15 protein-coding genes are annotated in these 19,350 nt (G+C 69.0%); 9 read left to right on the top strand and 6 right to left on the bottom strand.

The window, feature by feature from the left end; genetic code table 11:
• The first annotated feature begins 33 nt into the window (after nt 1–33).
• The 3 genes from CFB81_RS17400 to pdeR all read left to right on the top strand — a co-directional run bounded on the left by CFB81_RS17400 (nt 34) and on the right by pdeR (nt 7,680).
• Complete coding sequence (locus CFB81_RS17400) at nt 34–1,332, top strand: MFS transporter (RefSeq protein ID WP_069618927.1); 1,299 nt, start codon at nt 34–36, stop codon at nt 1,330–1,332.
• A gap of 128 nt (nt 1,333–1,460) precedes the next feature.
• A complete protein-coding gene (locus CFB81_RS17405) occupies nt 1,461–5,099 on the top strand; it encodes a hydantoinase B/oxoprolinase family protein (protein WP_089435985.1) in 3,639 nt (1,212 codons plus the stop codon).
• Nucleotides 5,100–5,676: 577 nt separating this feature from the next.
• Nucleotides 5,677–7,680, top strand: a complete 2,004-nt coding sequence (gene pdeR / locus CFB81_RS17410) for a cyclic di-GMP phosphodiesterase (protein ID WP_069618925.1) — start codon at nt 5,677–5,679, stop codon at nt 7,678–7,680.
• A 50-nt stretch (nt 7,681–7,730) separates the two neighbouring features.
• On the opposite strand, the gene CFB81_RS17415 is transcribed toward pdeR, so the two are convergent.
• Nucleotides 7,731–8,594: a crotonase/enoyl-CoA hydratase family protein gene (locus CFB81_RS17415; protein WP_069618924.1), complete on the bottom strand. Its 864-nt coding sequence runs from the start codon at nt 8,592–8,594 to the stop codon at nt 7,731–7,733.
• Between the two features lie 706 nt (nt 8,595–9,300).
• Here CFB81_RS17415 and CFB81_RS17425 point away from each other — a divergent pair.
• Both CFB81_RS17425 and CFB81_RS36155 read left to right on the top strand, forming a co-directional pair.
• Complete coding sequence (locus tag CFB81_RS17425) at nt 9,301–11,217, top strand: DUF3857 and transglutaminase domain-containing protein (RefSeq protein ID WP_089437043.1); 1,917 nt, start codon at nt 9,301–9,303, stop codon at nt 11,215–11,217.
• Nucleotides 11,218–11,302: 85 nt separating this feature from the next.
• Nucleotides 11,303–11,470, top strand: coding sequence for a hypothetical protein (locus tag CFB81_RS36155; protein ID WP_179235996.1), 168 nt, complete (start codon nt 11,303–11,305; stop codon nt 11,468–11,470).
• 103 nt (nt 11,471–11,573) lie between these two features.
• On the opposite strand, the gene CFB81_RS17435 is transcribed toward CFB81_RS36155, so the two are convergent.
• A complete protein-coding gene (locus CFB81_RS17435) occupies nt 11,574–12,623 on the bottom strand; it encodes an AraC family transcriptional regulator (RefSeq protein ID WP_089435986.1) in 1,050 nt (349 codons plus the stop codon).
• A gap of 69 nt (nt 12,624–12,692) precedes the next feature.
• Here CFB81_RS17435 and CFB81_RS17440 point away from each other — a divergent pair, with 69 nt between their 5' ends.
• Nucleotides 12,693–13,895 carry an MFS transporter gene (locus CFB81_RS17440; RefSeq protein WP_089435987.1) on the top strand — a complete coding sequence of 401 codons (1,203 nt, stop codon included), beginning with the start codon at nt 12,693–12,695 and terminating at the stop codon, nt 13,893–13,895.
• A 56-nt stretch (nt 13,896–13,951) separates the two neighbouring features.
• Here CFB81_RS17440 and CFB81_RS17445 read toward each other — a convergent pair whose 3' ends face one another.
• The gene (locus CFB81_RS17445) at nt 13,952–14,830 is read right to left on the bottom strand and encodes an aldo/keto reductase family oxidoreductase (protein WP_089437044.1); all 879 of its coding nucleotides are present in this window, start codon (nt 14,828–14,830) and stop codon (nt 13,952–13,954) included.
• A 105-nt stretch (nt 14,831–14,935) separates the two neighbouring features.
• On the opposite strand from CFB81_RS17445, the gene CFB81_RS17450 reads away from it, so the two are divergent.
• Complete coding sequence (locus CFB81_RS17450) at nt 14,936–15,835, top strand: LysR family transcriptional regulator (protein WP_089435988.1); 900 nt, start codon at nt 14,936–14,938, stop codon at nt 15,833–15,835.
• A gap of 185 nt (nt 15,836–16,020) precedes the next feature.
• Here the strand turns inward: CFB81_RS17450 and CFB81_RS17455 are convergent, their stop codons facing one another.
• Both CFB81_RS17455 and CFB81_RS17460 read right to left on the bottom strand, forming a co-directional pair.
• The gene (locus tag CFB81_RS17455; protein WP_089435989.1) at nt 16,021–16,782 is read right to left on the bottom strand and encodes an isocitrate lyase/phosphoenolpyruvate mutase family protein; all 762 of its coding nucleotides are present in this window, start codon (nt 16,780–16,782) and stop codon (nt 16,021–16,023) included.
• Between the two features lie 146 nt (nt 16,783–16,928).
• Nucleotides 16,929–17,396 carry a MarR family winged helix-turn-helix transcriptional regulator gene (locus tag CFB81_RS17460; protein ID WP_069618919.1) on the bottom strand — a complete coding sequence of 156 codons (468 nt, stop codon included), beginning with the start codon at nt 17,394–17,396 and terminating at the stop codon, nt 16,929–16,931.
• Between the two features lie 80 nt (nt 17,397–17,476).
• Between CFB81_RS17460 and CFB81_RS17465 the strand changes: the two genes are divergently transcribed.
• Together CFB81_RS17465 and CFB81_RS17470 are read left to right on the top strand one after the other, a co-directional pair.
• Nucleotides 17,477–17,845 (top strand): hypothetical protein, encoded by a 369-nt coding sequence (locus CFB81_RS17465; protein WP_089435990.1) that lies wholly within the window; start codon nt 17,477–17,479, stop codon nt 17,843–17,845.
• A gap of 95 nt (nt 17,846–17,940) precedes the next feature.
• Nucleotides 17,941–18,558, top strand: coding sequence for a glutathione S-transferase family protein (locus tag CFB81_RS17470; RefSeq protein WP_069618917.1), 618 nt, complete (start codon nt 17,941–17,943; stop codon nt 18,556–18,558).
• 56 nt (nt 18,559–18,614) lie between these two features.
• Here CFB81_RS17470 and CFB81_RS17475 read toward each other — a convergent pair whose 3' ends face one another.
• A complete protein-coding gene (locus tag CFB81_RS17475) occupies nt 18,615–19,337 on the bottom strand; it encodes an HAD family hydrolase (protein ID WP_069618916.1) in 723 nt (240 codons plus the stop codon).
• Between the last annotated feature and the right edge of the window lie 13 nt (nt 19,338–19,350).

Genomic DNA, 19,350 nt, shown 5'->3' on the forward strand with positions numbered 1-19,350 from the left:
CATTTGACGACGCATCACGACAGGAGCACCACCATGGAAAGCAAGACCCTCGCGGCGCCCGCCGCCGAGCCCGCGAGCCGCGAGCGCAGCGGCCTGTTCTCGTGGTACGCGGATGCGCAGCCGCGCGAACGCCGCGCATTCTGGAGCTGCAAGGTCGGCTACATGCTCGACGGGATGGACACGCAGATGCTGTCGTTCGTGATCCCGACGCTCGTCGCGACCTGGGGCATCACGCTTGCCGACGCGGGATTCATCGGCACGATCACGCTGCTCGCGTCGGCGCTCGGGGGCTGGATCGCCGGCATCCTGTCCGACCGCATCGGCCGCGTGCGCACGCTGCAGCTCACGGTGCTGTGGTTCGCGGTGTTCACCGCGCTGTGCGGGCTCGCGCAGAACTACCATCAGCTCGTCGCGGCGCGTGCGCTGATGGGCTTCGGCTTCGGCGGCGAATGGACGGCCGGCGCGGTGCTGATCGGCGAAGTGATCCGCGCGCGCGATCGCGGCAGGGCGGTCGGCCTCGTGCAGTCGGGCTGGGCGATCGGCTGGGGGCTGTGCGCGCTCCTGTATGCGCTGCTGTTCTCGGTGCTGCCGGCCGAGCAGGCGTGGCGCGCGCTGTTCCTCGTCGGGCTCGCGCCCGCGCTGCTGGTCGTCGCGATCCGCCGCTACGTGAAGGAGCCGGACGTCTACGAGAAGGAGAAGGCCGCGCAGGCGAAAGTGGCCGACGCGCCGCGCCTCACCGAGATCTTCGCGCCGAAGCTGATCACGACGACGCTGCGCGCGGCGTTGCTGACGACCGGCGCGCAGGGCGGCTACTACGCGATCACGACGTGGCTGCCGACCTTCCTGAAGACCGAACGGCACCTGACGGTGATGGGCACCGGCGGCTATCTCGCGATGATCATCTTCGGCTCGTGGGTCGGCTACCTGACGAGCGCGTACCTGACTGACCGCCTCGGCCGCAAGCCGAACTTCATCCTGTTCGCGGTCGGCTCGATGGTGATCGCGTTCGCGTACACGTCGCTGAACCTGACCAACGCATCGATGCTGTGGCTCGGCTTCCCGCTCGGCTTCTTCGCATCGGGCATCTTCTCGGGGATGGGCGCGTTCCTCACCGAGCTGTTCCCGACCCGCGTGCGCGGCTCCGGTCAGGGCTTCTGCTACAACGTGGGCCGCGCGATCGGTGCGCTGTTCCCGTTCCTGATCGGCGCGCTGTCCAAGCAGTACGGGCTCGGCACGAGCATCGGCATCTTCGCGGTCGCCGCGTACGGCGTGGTGATCGTCGCCGCGCTGACGCTGCCCGAGACCCGCGGCCGCGAACTCGACGCCGCCTGACCGACGGCAGCGGCGGGGCGGCCCGCCCCGCGTTTTTCCTCCCCTTTCCTCGACACCGTGACACGGCGCGCGACGCGCGCCGTGCGGCGGCGCTCGTCCCTCGAATCAACGACGCATCGACCGACATCATGACTGACCGACACCTTTCCTCCGTTCCCTCCGACACCGCGCGCTGGCAATTCTGGATCGACCGCGGCGGCACGTTCACCGACATCGTCGCGCGGCGGCCCGACGGCACGCTCGTCACGCACAAGCTGCTGTCGGAGAACCCCGAGCAGTACCGCGACGCGGCCGTGGCCGGCATCCGCCACCTGCTCGGCCTCGCGGCGGACGAGCCGATCACGCCCGCGCAGGTCGACATGGTGAAGATGGGCACGACGGTCGCGACCAACGCGCTGCTCGAACGCAAGGGCGAACGCACCGCACTGGCCACGACGCGCGGGTTTCGCGACGTGCTGCGCATCGCATACCAGAACCGGCCGCGCCTGTTCGATCTCGACATCGTGCTGCCTGACGCGCTGTACGAGACGGTCGTCGAGATCGACGAGCGCGTTGGCGCGCACGGCGACGTGGTCGTGCCGCTCGACGTTCAGGGTGCCGAAGCGTCGTTGCGCCGCGTGTTCGACAGCGGCGTGCGTGCGCTCGCGATCGTGCTGATCCACGGCTATCGCCATACCGCGCACGAACGCATGCTGGCGGCGCTCGCGCGCCGCATCGGCTTCACGCAGGTGTCGGTGTCGCACGAGGTGTCGCCGTTGATGAAGATGGTGTCGCGCGGCGATACGACCGTGGTCGACGCATACCTGTCGCCGATCCTGCGCCGCTACGTCGAGCAGGTCGCACATGAGATGCCGGGCGTGAACCTGCAGTTCATGCAGAGCAGCGGCGGCCTCACGCGCGCCGACGCGTTCCAGGGCAAGGACGCGATTCTCTCGGGCCCGGCCGGCGGCATCGTCGGGATGGTGCGCGCGGCGCGCGCGGCCGGCTTCGGCCAGGTGATCGGCTTCGACATGGGCGGCACGTCGACCGACGTATCGCACTACAACGGCGAATTCGAGCGCGCGTTCGAGACGCAGGTGGCCGGCGTGCGGATGCGCGCGCCGATGATGAGCATCCATACCGTCGCGGCCGGCGGCGGCTCGGTGCTCGGTTTCGACGGCGCGCGGCTGCGCGTCGGGCCCGAATCGGCCGGCGCGAACCCGGGGCCGGCCGCCTACCGGCGCGGCGGCCCGCTGACGGTGACCGACTGCAACGTGATGCTCGGCAAGATCCAGCCCGATCATTTCCCGCGCGTGTTCGGCCCGCATGCGGACCAGCCGCTCGACCGCGACGGCGTGGTCGCGAAATTCGCGGCGCTTGCCGACGAGATCCACGCGGCGACCGGCCGGCGCGAGACGCCCGAAGCACTGGCCGAAGGGTTCCTGGAGATCGCGATCGGCAGCATGGCGAACGCGATCAAGAAGATCTCCGTGCAGCGCGGCCACGACGTGTCGCGCTACGTGCTGACGACGTTCGGCGGCGCGGGCGGCCAGCACGCGTGCGGCGTGGCCGATGCGCTCGGGATGACACAGGTGTTCGCGCATCCGCTCGCGGGCGTGCTGTCCGCGTACGGGATGGGCCTCGCCGACCAGACCGCGATGCGCGAGCGCGCGGTCGAGGCCGTGCTGACCGATGCGTCGCTGCCGGCGCTGAACGCGGCGCTCGACCGGCTGGCCGACGAGGCCATCGGCGCGCTGCTCGAACAGGGCGTGCCGCCGGAGCGGATCGCGACCGAGCGACGCGTGCACCTGCGCTACCAGGGCACCGATTCCGCGCTCGACGTGCCGGCCGGCTCGGTCGCGGCGATGCAGCAGGCGTTCGAAACTGCGTACCGGCAGCGCTACGCGTTCCTGATGCCCGGTACGCCGCTCGTGGCCGAGCTCGCATCGGTCGAGGCGATCGGCCGCTCGGATGCGCCGGTCGACATCGCGCCGCTCGCGCCGCGCGAGGCGGGCGCGGCGCCGCAAGCGCGCACGGCCGTGCGCTTTTATTCCGGCGGCCGGTGGCACGACGCGGTGCTGGTCGTGCGCGACACGCTGCGCGCCGGCGATACGATCGACGGCCCGGCGATCGTCGCGGAGAAGAACGGCACGACCGTCGTCGAGCCCGGCTGGCGCGCCGGGATGACCGCCCAGGGCAATCTCGTGCTGACGCGCACGACGCCGCTGCCGACGCGCCGCTCGCTCGGCACCGACGCCGATCCGGTGCGGCTCGAGATCTTCAACAACCTGTTCATGTCGATCGCCGAGCAGATGGGGCTGCGGCTGCAGAACACCGCGTACTCGGTGAACATCAAGGAGCGGCTCGACTTCTCGTGCGCGATCTTCGACGGCGACGGCAACCTGATCGCGAACGCGCCGCACATGCCCGTGCATCTCGGCTCGATGGGCGAGAGCATCCGCACGGTGATCGAGCGCAACCGCGGCCGCATGCGCGACGGCGACGTGTTCATGCTGAACGATCCGTACCACGGCGGCACGCACCTGCCGGACGTGACGGTCATCACGCCGGTGTTCGCGGACGGCTCGGACGCGCCGCTGTTCTATGTCGGCTCGCGCGGCCACCATGCGGACATCGGCGGCACGACGCCGGGCTCGATGCCGCCCGATTCGACTCATATCGACGAGGAAGGCGTGCTGATCGACAACTGGCAGCTCGTGTCGGCCGGCGTGCTGCGCGATGCCGAGACGCGCGCGCTGCTGGCATCCGGCCGCTATCCGGCGCGCAACGTCGAGCAGAACATGGCCGACCTGCGCGCGCAGGTCGCCGCGAACCAGAAGGGCGTCGACGAGCTGCGCCGGATGGTCGCGCAGTTCGGCCGCGACGTCGTGCTCGCGTTCATGACGCACGTGCAGGACAACGCCGAGGAAGCCGTGCGGCGCGTGATCGGTGCGCTGCAGGATGGCGCGTACCGCTACCCGCTCGACAACGGCGCGGAGATTCGCGTCGCGATCCGCGTCGATCGTGCCGCCCGCCGCGCGGAGATCGATTTCACCGGCACGTCCGCGCAGCTCGACAACAACTTCAACGCGCCGAAGGCCGTCTGCATGGCCGCCGTGCTGTACGTGTTCCGCACGCTCGTCGGCGACGACATCCCGCTGAACGCCGGCTGCCTGAAGCCGCTGACCGTGATCGTGCCGGCTCGCTCGATGCTGAACCCCGACTACCCGGCGGCCGTCGTGTCGGGCAACGTCGAGACGTCGTCGGCGATCACCAACGCGCTGTACGGCGCGCTCGGCTGCATCGCGTCGAGCCAGGGAACGATGAACAACTTCACATTCGGTAACGATCAATACCAGTACTACGAGACGATCGCGGGCGGCAGCGGCGCGGGCGACGGCTTCGCGGGCGTCGCCGCGGTGCAGACGCACATGACGAACTCGCGGCTCACCGATCCCGAGGTGCTCGAATGGCGCTACCCGGTGCGGCTCGATTCGCACCGGATCCGCGCGGGCTCGGGCGGCGGCGGGCGCTGGCGCGGCGGCGACGGCGCGGTGCGGCGGATCCGCTTCCTCGAGCCGATGACCGCGTCGATCCTGTCGAACAACCGGGTCCACGCGCCGTTCGGCGCGGCGGGCGGCGAAGCCGGCGCGCTCGGCCGCAACACGATCGAGCGGGCGGACGGCACGGTCGAGGCGCTCGACCACATCGGGCGCGCGCAGATGGCGCCCGGCGACGTGTTCGTCGTCGAAACGCCGGGCGGCGGCGGCTACGGCGCGGCAGGCTGACCCGCGCACCCGGCGCGGATGCGCCGCGCCGGGTGCGACGGCGGGCGGGCGGGGAATATTGCAACGAACTGTGGAATAAAACCGCGTATTCGCGCACGAATGGAATCAAAAAACACGGGAAACTGCGAATTACGGCGGCCGATTCGACCCTGCCGCCACGGGCTCCCGAAAGATCAGGCCCCATATCGATGGACCGGCCTCGAACGCCCGCCCGGCGGGGCGCCGGGGCCCGGCACGCCACCCGCGATGCGCACCGCGCCACGCGCGCACGCGCAAGCGGCCAATCATGAAAAGTCCGGCTTGCCAATCGAGTCCCGATTCCTTGACACTCTTCTCTAAATGTGAGTGCCATTCTTCATTGTCATTTGATAAGATGGCTCTCATCATTCGTAAGGCAGAACCTGCGCGCATCACGCGCGAACGCCGGTCGCATCAGCTGCAAACAAGTACGGGACGAGGCCGCTGTCACGGCAATCACGGCTGCCCTGCCGGGCACGTGCGCTGCGCGGCCCGGGAAGGCGGTGGGCTTACTCGCCTCCGTCTACACTGTGCGTTTTTTTTGGATCGGGGCGTGTCCATGGATGACGAAAACGATAGCGCGGTGCTCGAGGCGCACGTCGGTACGCGCAGCCCCTGCTGGCGTCTCGGCAGCGACAGCAATGCGCTCGAACTGGCCGCGGTCCGCGGCCTGACCAACGTCGCGGTCGCGCTGACGGTCGAACAGGCCGCGCGCATCCGCGCGCTGACCGGCGTCACGTCGCACCTCGTGCTCGACATCGTGCTGTTCGGCAGCACGGTCAGCCTCCATCTCGTCGGCAAGAAGGTCAATACGGTCGACTGGGCCGGCACGGCGTCCGCCTATTCCGATACCGAGTCCGTTGCCGGCGACCTGTCGCACGGGCTCGCGTTCGCCGAACAGGTCGTGTCGGAAGTGAATTCCCTCGTCGTGATCCTCGACCGCAACGGGATGGTGCAGCGCTTCAACCGTCTGTGCGAGGAAGTGACCGGCAAGCGCGAGGTCGACGTGATCGGCCGCAGCGCGTTCGAGCTGTTCATGAGCCCGGAGCAGGGCGCGCAGTCGCGCACCAACATCACGGGCTTCTTCGCGAGCAACAAGTCGTTCGCGGTCGAGCGCTACATCAACACGGTCAACGGGCCGCGCCTGTTCCAGTTCCGCAACAAGTTCGTGCAGAGCGGCAGCGGCGTCGAAGAGCAGTTCCTGATCTGCTCGGGCATCGACATCACCGAGGAGCGCAACGCGCAGCAGCGGCTCACCGAGCTCGCGAACACCGACGTGCTCACCGGGTTGCCGAACCGCCATGCGATCAGCGAGCGCATTCACGCGGCGATCGCGCAGGACGACGCCAATACGCGCGGCCAGGTCGGCATCCTGTTCCTCGATCTCGACAACTTCAAGCGCGTCAACGATCACTACGGGCACATCACCGGCGACCGCCTGCTGCAGGACGTGTCGGCGATCATCAACGGCTGCCTGCCGTCCGGCGCGACGCTCGCGCGGCTCGGCGGCGACGAATTCCTCGTGCTGTTCGAACACGGCACGCGCCCGCTGCTCGAAGCGACCGCGCAGATCATCCTCGAACGGCTGCGCACGCCGATCCATCTCGGGCTGATGGAGGTCTACACGAGCTGCTCGATCGGCATCGCGATGTACCCGCAGCACGGCGATTCGCTCGAGACGCTGATCCGCTGCGCCGACACCGCGATGTACGTCGCGAAGGAGGAGGGCAAGCATACGTATCGCGTGTTCTCGCTCGAGATGAACCAGAAGGTCGCGAAGTACATGTGGCTCGACACGAATTTGCGCAAGGCGCTCGAGGAAGAGCAGTTCGTGCTGTACTACCAGCCGGTCGTCGATATCGCGACGGGCGACGTGCACGGCGTCGAGGCGCTGATCCGCTGGCAGTCGCCCGATCGCGGGCTCGTCGCGCCGATCGAGTTCATCCGTTTCGCGGAAGAGTCGGGGCTGATCGCGCCGCTCGGGCGCTGGGTGATGCGCACCGCGGCCGCACAGGCCGCCGCGTGGAAGGCGAAGGGGCTCGGCATCCGGATCGCGGTGAACGTGTCCGCGCGGCAGTTGCAGGACATGAACATCGTCCATCAGTTCGCGTCGATTCTCGACGGCGCGGGCCTGAAGCCCGGCCTGCTCGACATCGAGCTGACCGAGAGCTGCTTCATCGAGGACGAGGAGGCGGCTATCGGGTTGATGCGGCAGTTCCGCCAGCTCGGCGCGGAGATCCATCTCGACGATTTCGGCACCGGCTATTCGTCGCTGTCGCAGTTGTCGCGCCTGCCGCTCGACGCGATCAAGCTCGATCGCACCTTCATCACGGCCATCGACCGCAACCCGCGCTCGCAGGCGCTGGTGCACTCGGTCGTGTCGCTCGCGAAGGCGCTGAATTTCGCGGTGGTCGCCGAAGGCGTCGAAACGCATGCGGAAGCCGAATTCCTCAAGCAGCTCGACGTCGATCACGCGCAGGGCTACTACTACGCGCGGCCGATGCCGGCGCAGGCGTTCGAGGCGTGGCTCGCGGAGACGAGAAAGCTCAGGCTGATCGCCTGAGCGTCGTTCCGGAAAAAGGCGCCGCCGGCCGTCGGCGGCGCCCGTCGCATTTACACCGTGCGCAGCTTCGACACGCGCCGGTTCTGCAGCATCACCAGGCGTTCCATGTACGCGAGGTCCTTCGGCTCGATCGTGAACGCCGCATGCACCCACGCTTCCGTGATGTCCATCAGCTCCGAGCGCGACAGCTGGAACACGCGTTCGCGGGCGCGCAGCATCGCACGGATGCCGTTCAGCTTCGGCTTCGCCACGTCGATGAAGGTGCGCGTCGCCAGATACGCGTCACCCGCGTCGAACGTCTCGTCGATCAGCCCCTGGTCTTCGTACCACTCGGCCGCATGCGCTTCGCCGGTCGCGATCAACGATTCCGCGAGGCCGCGGTTCGCCTTGCGCGCGACCAGCGAATAGCCGCCCATCCCCGGGAACAGGTTGAACGCGATCTCGGGGAACCCGAGTTTCACGCCCTTCTGCGCGAGCACGTAGTGATGCGCGAGCGCGGCCTCGAAGCCGCCGCCGAGCGCGCTGCCCTCGACCATCGCGATCGAGATCGCGCCGGTGCCGAAGCCGGTGTAGATCTCGTACACGCCGTCGATGCACGAGCGCGCGTAGGCCATCAGTTGATCGCGCCGGCCGCTGCGGATCGCGTCGACGAAGAAGCTCAGGTCGCCGCCGACGTTGAACAGCTCGGGGACGAGCGAGCCCGTCACCCAGAAGTCGAACGTGAGGCCCGAGTCGCGTGCGACGCGCGCGAGATGAATGATGTCGGTGACGAGCTGCTGGTTGAAACACGGCCGCGGCTCCGATCGCAGCATCATCCACATGACATTACGGCCTTCTTCGTAAAAGGCGGTCAGTTGCGAGAGTTCGCCGGCTTCGTAAAACGGGCGGCATGCCGGATGAGATTGGAGTTGCATGGTATGTCCTCGTGAGATGTGGTTTTTAAAGCGCGCCGCGCCAGGCGCCATGCGGGAATCGGGGTGCCTGCATGGCGCCTGGCGCGAGGCATCGCCATTGTTGCGCGCGCACAAATGTCGAATTGCGGGGAAAAACGCACGACCGGGACACCGTGCGAGATCGCGTTCGGGCGAAGCGGTGGGGGACGACGGACGGCGGAACGACGGGCCGAAGTCGGCGGGACAGGAGGGGCTGGTGCGGAGCGGGCGCGGGGGGATGACGCGGCCGGCATCGCCGGTCGCTTACGCGCCGAAAATGGCGTCGGGGCACAGTTCGGCCGTTGTGGGTCGGGCGACCGACGTGGGGGCGCCTCGTCTCGCCGTTAGCGTCAGGGATCGCGCAGCGCGCATGGCTGCGCGGTGTCGATCGGTTCCGGATGCCGCCGCATCGAGATGCCGCGCCGTCGGCGGGATGCCGAACCCGATCACGCCCAGCCACGCGAGCGCAATCACGCGGTCAACCGGTCTCGAAAGCGTCGTCGATCGGCAGGATGTCACCATCCGATGGCGCGGCTTGACGCTCGCCGGCACGTCGCCCACACTGGGCCGCACGACGGCCACGCGCGCGGGTGGCGCGGGCGGCCGTCATGTGCGCATCATGCAGGCACGGCTGCCGCACCGGCGCGCGGCGCTGGCGTCCGGCAACGAACGCGCGGAGAACTTCGACGTGGTGCGTTTTCCTTCCCGATGGGCCGGTTGCCTGTGCGCGTGCGTCGTGGCGCTCGGCGCGGGTACGGCCGTGGCCGATACGCGCGACATGCGCGACATGGGTGACTCACGCGCTGCGGCCGACGCAGCGCCCGTCACGCTCGTCAGCGACGTCCATGTATTCGTGATCCAGCACGACGGCTCGCTCGACGAAGACGACGATTCGACCCTGCGCGCGAACGATGCGAACGGCATCGACGCGATCGCGCAGCGCTACGTGTGGTTCGACAAGAACCTGGAGAAGGTCGACCTGGTCGCGGCCGAGACGATCGATCGCGACGGCGTCGCGCATCCGGTCGGTCCGGACGGCATTCGCGACGTCCAGGAGCCGCGCTCGGCCGGCGCGCCGACGTTCCAGGACGGGCTGCTGCGCACGGTCGTGTTTCCGGGCGTCGAGGCCGGGTCGAGCACGCGCATCGCGTTCCGCAAGTCGCGCACGAAGCCGGTCAACGCCGGTTACTTCGGCTACTACGTCGAACCGTCGCGCGAACCGGTGGAGAACCAGCGGCTGATCTTCGACCTGCCGGCCGACATGCCGCTGCACGCGGACGCGCGCGGCTACGTCGCGCTGCCGCCGGTGACGGCGAACGGCCGCACGCGCTACGAATTCGACTACCGGCACGGCCCATACGACCGGATCGAGAACGGCTCAGTCGGCTATCCGACCTACGGCGACCGGCTCGTGGTGTCCACGCTGCCCGACTATGCGGCGTTCGCCGCGCGCTACCGCAATGCGGCCGTCGACCCCGGCGCGAACGATCCGGCCGTCGTGCAGCTCGCACGCGCGCTTACCGCCGACGCCGCCGGTCCGCGCGACAAGGCGCGCATCCTGTACGCCTGGGTGCAGGCGAACGTGCGCTACGTCGCGCTCTTTCTTGGCGAGACGGCCGCCGCGCCGCACCGCGTGACGGACATCCTGCGCAACCGCTACGGCGACTGCAAGGACCACGTCGCGCTGTTCGGCGCGTTGCTCGCGGCGGTCGGCATCCGCAGCGAACCGGTGCTGATCAATCTCGGCTCCGTGTACACGCTGCCGTCGGTGCCCGGTTACGGCGGCGGCGCGATCAATCACGCGATCACGTGGCTGCCCGATCTCGGCGTCTACGCGGACACCACGACGGCCGGCATCGCGTTCGGCTACCTGCCGCCGATCGTGATGGACCGGCCGGCGCTGCTCGTCGACACCGGCGTGCTGTCGCGCACGCCCGCCACGCAGTCGAAGCGTCGCACCGCGCGTGTGGCGATCGATGCCGTGCAACCGGGCGCCGCGCGGTTTCACGCGCTCGTCGAGGACGACGGCTGGACCGCCGAGCTCGAACGCACGCTGTTTCGCCGTGCGGTGCCCGACCGCATCCGGCAGCTCGCGAACGAACGCCTGCGGCAAAGCGGGCTGCGCGGTCGCGCGCAGATCGCGACGAGCGATCGTCGCGCGACGGACGGGCCATTCGACGTGACGTATGCGGGCACGCTCGATCACTTCGTGTGGCCGGACGGCACGACCGCCGTGCCGGCGCTGTCGAGCCTCACGGGCGGCATCGCGACGCAGGTCGAGGGCTGGCTGGCCGAACCCGTGCGCACGCAGCCGTGGACGTGTGTCGGCGGCACGTTCGACGAGACCGGTCAGATCGCGCTGCCGGCCGACGTCGCGGTGACCGACCTGCCGGTGGATACGGCCGTGCACGACCGCTTCGTCGACTTCACGTCGCATTACGTATTCGACGCGGCCGCGCGGGTCGTGCAGGTCGAGAGGAGGATGAAGGCCGAATTCGGCCGACAGGTCTGCACGCCCGACGAGTTCACGGCGCTGCGCGCGTCGCTCGAACGCATCGAACGCGACACGCAGGCGCAGATCGTCGTGCGGGCAAGGCAACGTTGAAAGTCGGGTGCGATGCACGCGGTGCACGCCGCGCCCGGCGCGATCGCACGAGAGGCCGAAGCCGGCCGACGTGCAGGAGAGGACCATGACGGAACGGGAACACGAGATCGCCGACCTGTCGAAGGAATTGCTGGGCCGGATCGTGCAAGGCGCGATGACGAACGGCGCGCCGGTGGGTGCGCAGCAGTGCGCGGCGCTGGCCGTGGAGTGCGCGACGGCGCTGGTGGACAAGCTCGACGCGCCCGGCGGCTGAGCGCAATCGTCTCGGGCGACGCCGGATCGAGCGATGCCGGCGTGACTCGGCGCGCGTTCGCTTTGCCCTGTGCCGCCCCGCGCCGCGCGCGAAGCGTGACACGTCACACGCCGGCGTGCGTGTCGCCTTTGGCGCGCACCGCGCCCGGCGGCCGCCCGACCACGCGCTTGAACGCGCGGCTGAACGCCGCGAGCGACCCGTAGCCGAGCCGGTACGCCACGGCTTCGATCGTCTCGCCCTCGCGCGCGATCCACTGCGCGGCGAGCCGCATCCGCAACTCGGTCAGGTAGCGCACGGGCGTCATCCCGGTCGCCGCGAGGAAGCGCTCGGCGAACACCGAGCGCGACACGCCCGCTTCGGTCGCGAGTTCCGCGACGCTCCAGTTGCGCCCCGGGTCGCGATGCAGCGCGACGATCGCGCGGCCGAGCTTCGGCTCGCGCAGCGCCTGCACCCAGCCGGTCGCGTCGCCGCATCCGCATTCGACCCAGCCGCGCACGATGAACGCGGCGACCACGTCCGCGAGCCGCGCGAGGATGCCCGCGAAGCCCGCGCGCGCCGTGCACGCTTCGCGCTCCATCGCGTCGAGCATCGGGCGGATCTCCGGGTAGCGCGCGAGCAGCGTGCCCACGTGCATGAACGCGGGCATCGTGCCGACCAGCGGCTGCATGCCACCGAGATCGAGCTCCATGCACGCGCTGAAGATCAGCGCATCGCCGGCGCCCGGCTCCGTCGTCGCGCAGGTCGCGGGCGACACGCCGGCCGACGCCACCGACGCGACCGTATCGCAGATCTTCGCGATCTCGAAGCCGTTGATCTCGCGGCACGGCACGTCCGGATCGGATACCAGCGCGTGCATGCCGCCGTGCGGCAACAGGATCGCGTCGCCGGCCTCGAGCCGCATCGTCTCGCCCGACGCGTCGCGCAGCAGCACGGGCCCGCGCACCACGAAATGAAACTGCGCGCGGCCCGGCGCATGACCGAAATTCAGCCCGAACGGCCGCGCAACCTGGATCCGGCGGTACTGGACGCCGCTCAGGCGCATTCCCAGCAGCAGCTCGCTGACGAGGTCGTGCGCGTCGGGAATCGGGGGAAGCAGCGGCTCGGACATAGCGAGATTCGGACGAACGATCAATAACGACGGATTGTATGTCATAGACCGTCCTGCCGCTGTTCCTTACGATAGCCCCTCATCAGTATTTTCCCTAACCGACACGGAACCCGCATGAATCCCGGAATCTCCTCGGCCGCCTCGACGGCGGCCCCTCGCGAACCGGCCTGGGGCGCGGTATTCGCGATGGCGCTCGGCGTGTTCGGACTCGTCACGGCCGAATTCCTGCCGGCGAGCCTGCTGACGCCGATGGCCGACAGCCTCGGCGTGACCGAAGGCGTGGCCGGGCAAGCCGTCACGGCGACGGCCACGGTCGCGCTCGTCACGAGCCTGCTCATCTCGGCGCTCACACGCACGATCGACCGGCGGCGCGTGCTGCTCGTGTTCTCGGTGCTGCTCGTCGCGTCGAATCTCGCCGTCGCATTCGCGCCGAACCTGGGCATGCTGCTGTTCGGCCGCGTCGTGCTCGGCATCGCGCTCGGCGGCTTCTGGACGATGGCGACCGCCACCGCGATGCGGCTCGTGCCGACGGCGATGGTGCCGCGCGCGCTGTCGATCATCTTCAGCGGCGTGGCGGTCGCGACGATCGCGTCCGCGCCGATGGGCAGCTACTTCGGTCACCTGATCGGCTGGCGCAACGTGTTCCTGATCGCGGCCGCGCTCGGCGGCATCGCGTTCGTGTCGCAGACCCTCACGCTGCCGTCGATGCCGCCGAGCGGCACGACGCGGCTGCGCACGCTGATCGACGTGCTGCGCCGGCCGACCGTCGGCCTCGGGATGTTCGCGACGATCCTCGTGTTCACCGGACATTTCGCGTTCTTCACGTATCTGCGGCCGTTCCTCGAACAGGTGGCGGGCGTCGGCGTGAACGGACTGTCCGCGATCCTGCTCGGCTACGGCATCGCGAACTTCGTCGGCACGTCGCTCGCGGGCCGCGTGCTCGAACACCGGCTGCGGCCGATGTTGATCGGCATGCCCGCGTTGATGGTCGTGCTCGGCATCGCGCTCGTCGTGCTCGGCCGCGCGCCGATGATCGACGCGGTGCTGGTCGCGTTGTGGGGGATGGCGTTCGGCGGCGTGCCGGTCGCATGGTCGACGTGGGTCACGCGCACCGTGCCCGACGAGGCCGAGAGCGCGGGCGGGTTGATCGTCGCGGCGATCCAGCTTGCGATCGCGACGGGTGCGGCCGTCGGCGGCGTCGTGTTCGACGCGAACGGCGCGGCGGGCGTGTTCGTCGGCGCGGCGATCGTGCTGGCGGTGGCGGTCGCGACGATCGTGACCGGCGTGCCGAAGCGGGTCGGCGTGGTCGCGTCCTGACCGTCTGGCGGCCCGGCGGCGCGTGTCGCACGGGCTGTCAGGCGACCGTCCGCCGGTCAGGCGGCGCCGGCGCCCGCAATGCGGTCGAGTGCCGCGAGCGCGTCGGCCGGCAGATCGAGATCGGCCGCCGCGAGATTCTCGCGCAGATGCGCGACCGACGACGTGCCCGGAATCAGCAGAAGATTCGGCGCGCGGCGCAGCAGCCACGCGAGCGCGACCTGCATCGGCGTCGCGCCGATCCGGGCCGCGACGCCGGACAGTGTCGACGACTGCAGCGGCGAGAATCCGCCGAGCGGAAAGTACGGCACGTACGCGATGCCGTCGCGGGCCAGCGCGTCGATCAGCGCATCGTCGCCGCGATGCGCGATGTTGTAGTGGTTCTGCACGCAGACGATGTCGCAGATCCGCCGGCCTTGCGCGACCTGCGCGGGCGTGACGTTGCTCAGGCCGATGTGCCGCACGAGCCCGCGCCGCTGCAGCTCGGCGAGCGTGGTCAGCGGCGCTTCGATCGATCCTTCGGCCGGCCCGTGCGTGTCGAACATGATGCGCAGGTTGACGACGTCGAGCACATCGAGCCCCAGGTTGCGCAGGTTGTCGTGCACGGCCCGTTCGAGTTCGTTGGGCGCGAAGGCGGGCAGCCACGATGCGTCGTCGCCGCGCCGCGCGCCGATCTTGGTGACGATCACGAGATCTTCGCGATAGGGATGCAACGCGTCGCGAATCAACCGGTTCGTGACATGCGGGCCGTAGAAGTCACTGGTGTCGAGATGGTCGACGCCGGATTCGACGGCTTCGCGCAACACGTTCAACGCGGCCTCGCGATCTTTCGGCGGGCCGAATACACCGGGGCCCGCCAGCTGCATCGCGCCGTAGCCGATCCGTTTGACGTGGCGATCGCCGAGCCTGAAGGTGGCGGTATGGCGAATATCGGGCATGACCTTGCTCCTGTCGAAGAGATGAATGAATGCGTTCAGCATAAGGACGGGGCGTCTGCGCGATAAGCGGGCATAATTCGCACGGGTTGTACGAAAAGGCGAACAATGCAAACCGACCTGGGCGATCTGAACGCATTCATGGCCGTCGCACGTGCGAGCGGCTTCCGCGACGCCGCACGCATGACGGGCCTCAGCGCGTCGGGGCTGAGCGAGGCCGTGCGCCGGCTGGAAGCGCGGCTCGGCGTGCGGCTGCTGCACCGCACGACGCGCAGCGTCGTGCCCACCGAGGCCGGCGAGCGCCTGCTCGCGCGTCTGGGGCCCGCCCTGACCGAAGTGGCGGCGGCGCTCGACGGCATCGACGAATTCCGGGGCCGACCGGCCGGCACGCTGAAGCTCAACGTACCGGTCAGCGCATCGCGGCTCGTATTGCCGGCGATCGTGCCGCGCTTTCTCGATGCGTATCCGGACATCCGGCTGGAAGTGACGGCCGACGAAAGTTTCGTCGACGTGCTGGCGGCCGGATGCGACGCGGGCATTCGCTACGACGAACGGCTCGAACAGGACATGATCGCGGTGCCGATCGGCCCGCGCATCCAGCGGTTCGCGACCGCGGCGGCGCCCGGCTATCTCGACCGGCATGGCCGGCCGCAACATCCGCGCGACCTGCTCGACCATCGGTGCCTGCGCGGGCGTTTCGCAAGCGGCGCGATGCCGCCGTGGGAGTTCGAGCGCGACGGCGAGGTCGTGCGGGTCGAGCCGGCCGCCGGGCCGCTGCTGGTCCAGATCGGCGGCGCGACGGAGCTGATGGTCGATGCGGCGATCGCCGGTACGGGCATCCTGCATCTGTTCGAAGACTGGGTGCGTCCGCATTTCGACAGCGGCGCGCTCGAACCCGTGCTCGAATCGTGGTGGCGGCCGTTCTCTGGCCCCTTTTTGTATTATCCCGGGCGACGTCTGGTGCCGCCTGCGCTACGCGCGTTCATCGATTTCATCAAGAGACCCTGACCATGGGGCGGCGCGCCGGGGCATGCGCGTCGAGCAGGTGCCGCGCGCCGTCGTCGCTCATGCGGCCGACCCGCGCGCGAGGCCCACGCGCGGCAAGCGCGGGACAACCGAAACGCGGAGGCGGGCGCCGATCATACGGAACGTCGTCGTGTGATGCGCAGCAGGGCGCCCGCCCCGCGAATCCGTTACCCGCCTTGCTTGACCAGCGCCGCCAACGCTTTCATCGCCTGCAGATACGGATACGGCCCGTGGCTGATGCGCGCCACGCCGTACTCGGCGAGTTCTGCAATCGTTGGTGTTTCCGACACGCGCATCACGTTCACCGGCAGCGGCGACGCGGCCGTCAGTGCGCGAATCAGCGCCGGCGCGCGCAGGCCCGGCACGAACAGGCCGTCGGCGCCGGCCGCCGCATACGCGCGGGCGCGCGCCAGCGTCGCGTCGAGCAAGCGTTCGTCGTGCGTATCGGCTGCCGCCGTGAAGAACACGTCGGTGCGTGCGTTGATGAAGTAATCGGCGCCCGCGCGATCGGCCGCCTGCCGGGCTGCCGCGACGCGGGCCGCCGCTTCGTCGACGTCGCGCAGTTCGCCCGTGGTCGGAAAACTGTCTTCGAGATTGCAGCCGATCGCGCCGGCCTGGATGCTGAGCGCGATCGTCTCGGCAACTTCCTCCGGCCGCTCGCCGTAGCCGCTTTCGAGATCGACGGTGACGGGCAAGTCCGTCGCGCGCACGATCCGCTCCAGCACGTCCATCATCAGTGCGCGCGGCATCTGCTCGCCGTCGGCGAAACCGTTGGCCGCCGCGACCGACCAACTGCCGGTGGCGAGTGCGACGGCGCCCGCGTCGGCCGCGGTGCGCGCACTGCCGGCATCCCACACGTTGAACAGCGCGAGCGGCTGGCCCGCGCGGTGAAGCGACCGGAAAATCGCGCCTTTCTCGTTGTTGCCCATGTTCGTCTCCTGATGGATAGCGGACCGATTGTCGTGCCGAGCGATATTGCCACCGAATCGGGCGGTGCGACCGGCTTGCGCAATGTCTGCTGACAGCGCGTGACAGGAAGTGCGCGCGAGCACCGCAGCGCGATCCGCGCGCCGCCTCAGTCGCGCGAGTCCGGATCGACCGACAGCGCGCGCAACTGGCCGCGCAACTGGTCGACTTCGCCCGGCGCGAACGGCCGCTCGATCTCGGCGTGCGCCTGCTGCCACAGCGGGAACGCTTCGGCCAGCAGGTCGTGCCCGGCTGGCGTCAGCGAGAGCAGGCGGCTGCGTCCGTCGTCGGGATCCTGGACGATCGTGACGAGGCCGCGCCGCTCGAGCGGCTTGAGCGCGGCCGTGAGCGTGGTGCGGTCCATCGCAAGCAGCGACGCGACCGATTTCATCGGGGCCGGTTGCGGCCGGTTCAACGACATCAGCAGCGAAAACTGGCCGTTGGTGAGGTCGAGCGGGCGCAGCACGTCGTCGAAGATGCGCGCGAGATTGCGCGCCGCGCGCTGCATGTGCAAACACAGGCAGCAATCGCGCACCATCAGCGTCGTTTCGAAGGGAAGCTTTTCTTTTCGTGCCATGTTGCAATTGTGTTGATATCAACCTATCTTGTCAAGGTCGAGGCGCGGCAGCCCGCCGCGCCGTCATCGGAGGAGAAGGCATGAGTGCGCAACAACAGTTGTATCTCGCCGTATTTCTCGGGAGCCAGGATAGCCCGGCGATGAAGGCATGGCTCGCGCTGCCGGACGACGAGCGGCGCACGCGCGAGCGCGACGGCATCGCCGCATGGCATGCGTGGGTCGACCGGCATCGCGACGCGATCGTCGAACTGGGCGGGCCGCTCGGCAAGACCAAGCGCATCGACGCAGCCGGCATCCGCGATACGACCAATGCGCTGACCGGCTTCACCGTCGTGCGGGCGGCGTCGCACGACGCGGCCGCCGCGCTGTTCGTGGGGCATCCGCATTTCACGCTGTTCCCGGGCGTATCGGTCGACGTGATGCCGGTGCTGGCGATTCCCGGCGCGTGAGCGACGCGTGATGCCGGGCGACGCGCGTCGCTTCGTTCGATCCGTCGTGTCCGGCATGCAGACATTTTCTCGACATTCATGGATGGAGACTGGCGATGAAGCTTTACGGATTTGCCGGCACGCGCTCGCAGCGCGCGCTGTGGGGGCTGAAGGAACTGGATGCGGATTTCGAATTCGTGTCGGTCAACCTGCTCGAGGGCGAGCACAAGCGCCCCGAATTCCTGCGACTCAATCCGGCCGGCAAGGTGCCCGTGCTGGTGGACGGCGACCTCGTGATTCCCGAATCGGCCGCGATCGTGCTGTATCTCGCGGACAAGTACCCGGAGAAGGCGCTGCTGCCCGTCGATCCGGCGTTGCGGGCGCAAGCCTATCGGTGGGTCATGTTCGCGGTGACGGAGCTCGAGCAACCGCTGTGGCGCATCACGCGGCACACGTTCCTCTATCCGCCGGAGAAGCGCTCGCCGGCCGATATCGAACTGGCGCGCGAGGATTTCACGACGATGGCCGCGATTCTCGACACGCATCTCGAGGGGCGCGAGTTCATCGTCGGCGATACGCTGACGGTCGCCGATTGCGTGACGGCCTACCTGATCGACTGGGCGAGCGAATGCCATTTGATCGAACCGTTTCCGCAACTGCGCGCGTATCTCGAACGGTTGTATGCGCGGCCGAAGGCGCCGCAGCGGATCGCGGAGGCGAGGAAGGCGGCGTGAAAGCGAAACGGGGGGCATGCGCGGCGTCGGCGTGACGCGCCGCGCCCGCCCCACGATCACGAAACCGTATCGGGCGCACCCAGCGCACGGCACAGCATCGCCAGATCGCGCAACCTGAGATGCGGCGTCACCGCATGCTGCGGCGCCGGTTCTTCCTCCGCCCGAGGCCCGCGCACGACCCACGCGGCCTGAAGCCCCGCATTCAACGCGCCGACGATATCGAGATGGAAGTCGTCGCCGACATGCAGCAATTCGGCCGGCCGCACGCCGAGTGCGTCCGCCGCCGCGTGGAAGATCTCGGGTTCCGGCTTGGCGAAGCCGAATGCACGCGCGCTGAGCGTCGTGCGGAAGAATTCGCCGCCGCCAGTGAGCCGAAGATCGGCGTTGCCGTTGGTGACCGCGATCAACGGAAAGCGCGCGCTCAACCACGCCAGCGCCGGCAGCGCGTCTTCGTAGAACTCGACGCGATTGCGCGCCGCATAGAAGACGTCGTAAGCGCGCTCGGTCAGCGAGACATCTTCGTTCGCGCGTTCCAGTGCGAGCCGGATCGACCCGATTCGCATCGCGCGATAGTCGCTGGCGAGATCGGGGCGCAACCGTTCGTATTCCTCACGTAGCGCGGCGAGTGCCTGTTGCGTCGGCAGCACGCTTGCTGTGTTGGGCGCGTGTTCGATCAACCATGCGCGAAGCGTCGCCTCGGCCCGTACGACGGACGGCCCGAACGGCCACAGGGTGTCGTCGAGGTCGAACGAGAGGGCGGAAACTTTGGCGAGACGCATGGCGGTGGGAAGC

It is taken from the genome of Burkholderia sp. AU28863 (assembly GCF_002223195.1).
In the GTDB taxonomy this organism is placed as follows: domain Bacteria; phylum Pseudomonadota; class Gammaproteobacteria; order Burkholderiales; family Burkholderiaceae; genus Burkholderia; species Burkholderia sola.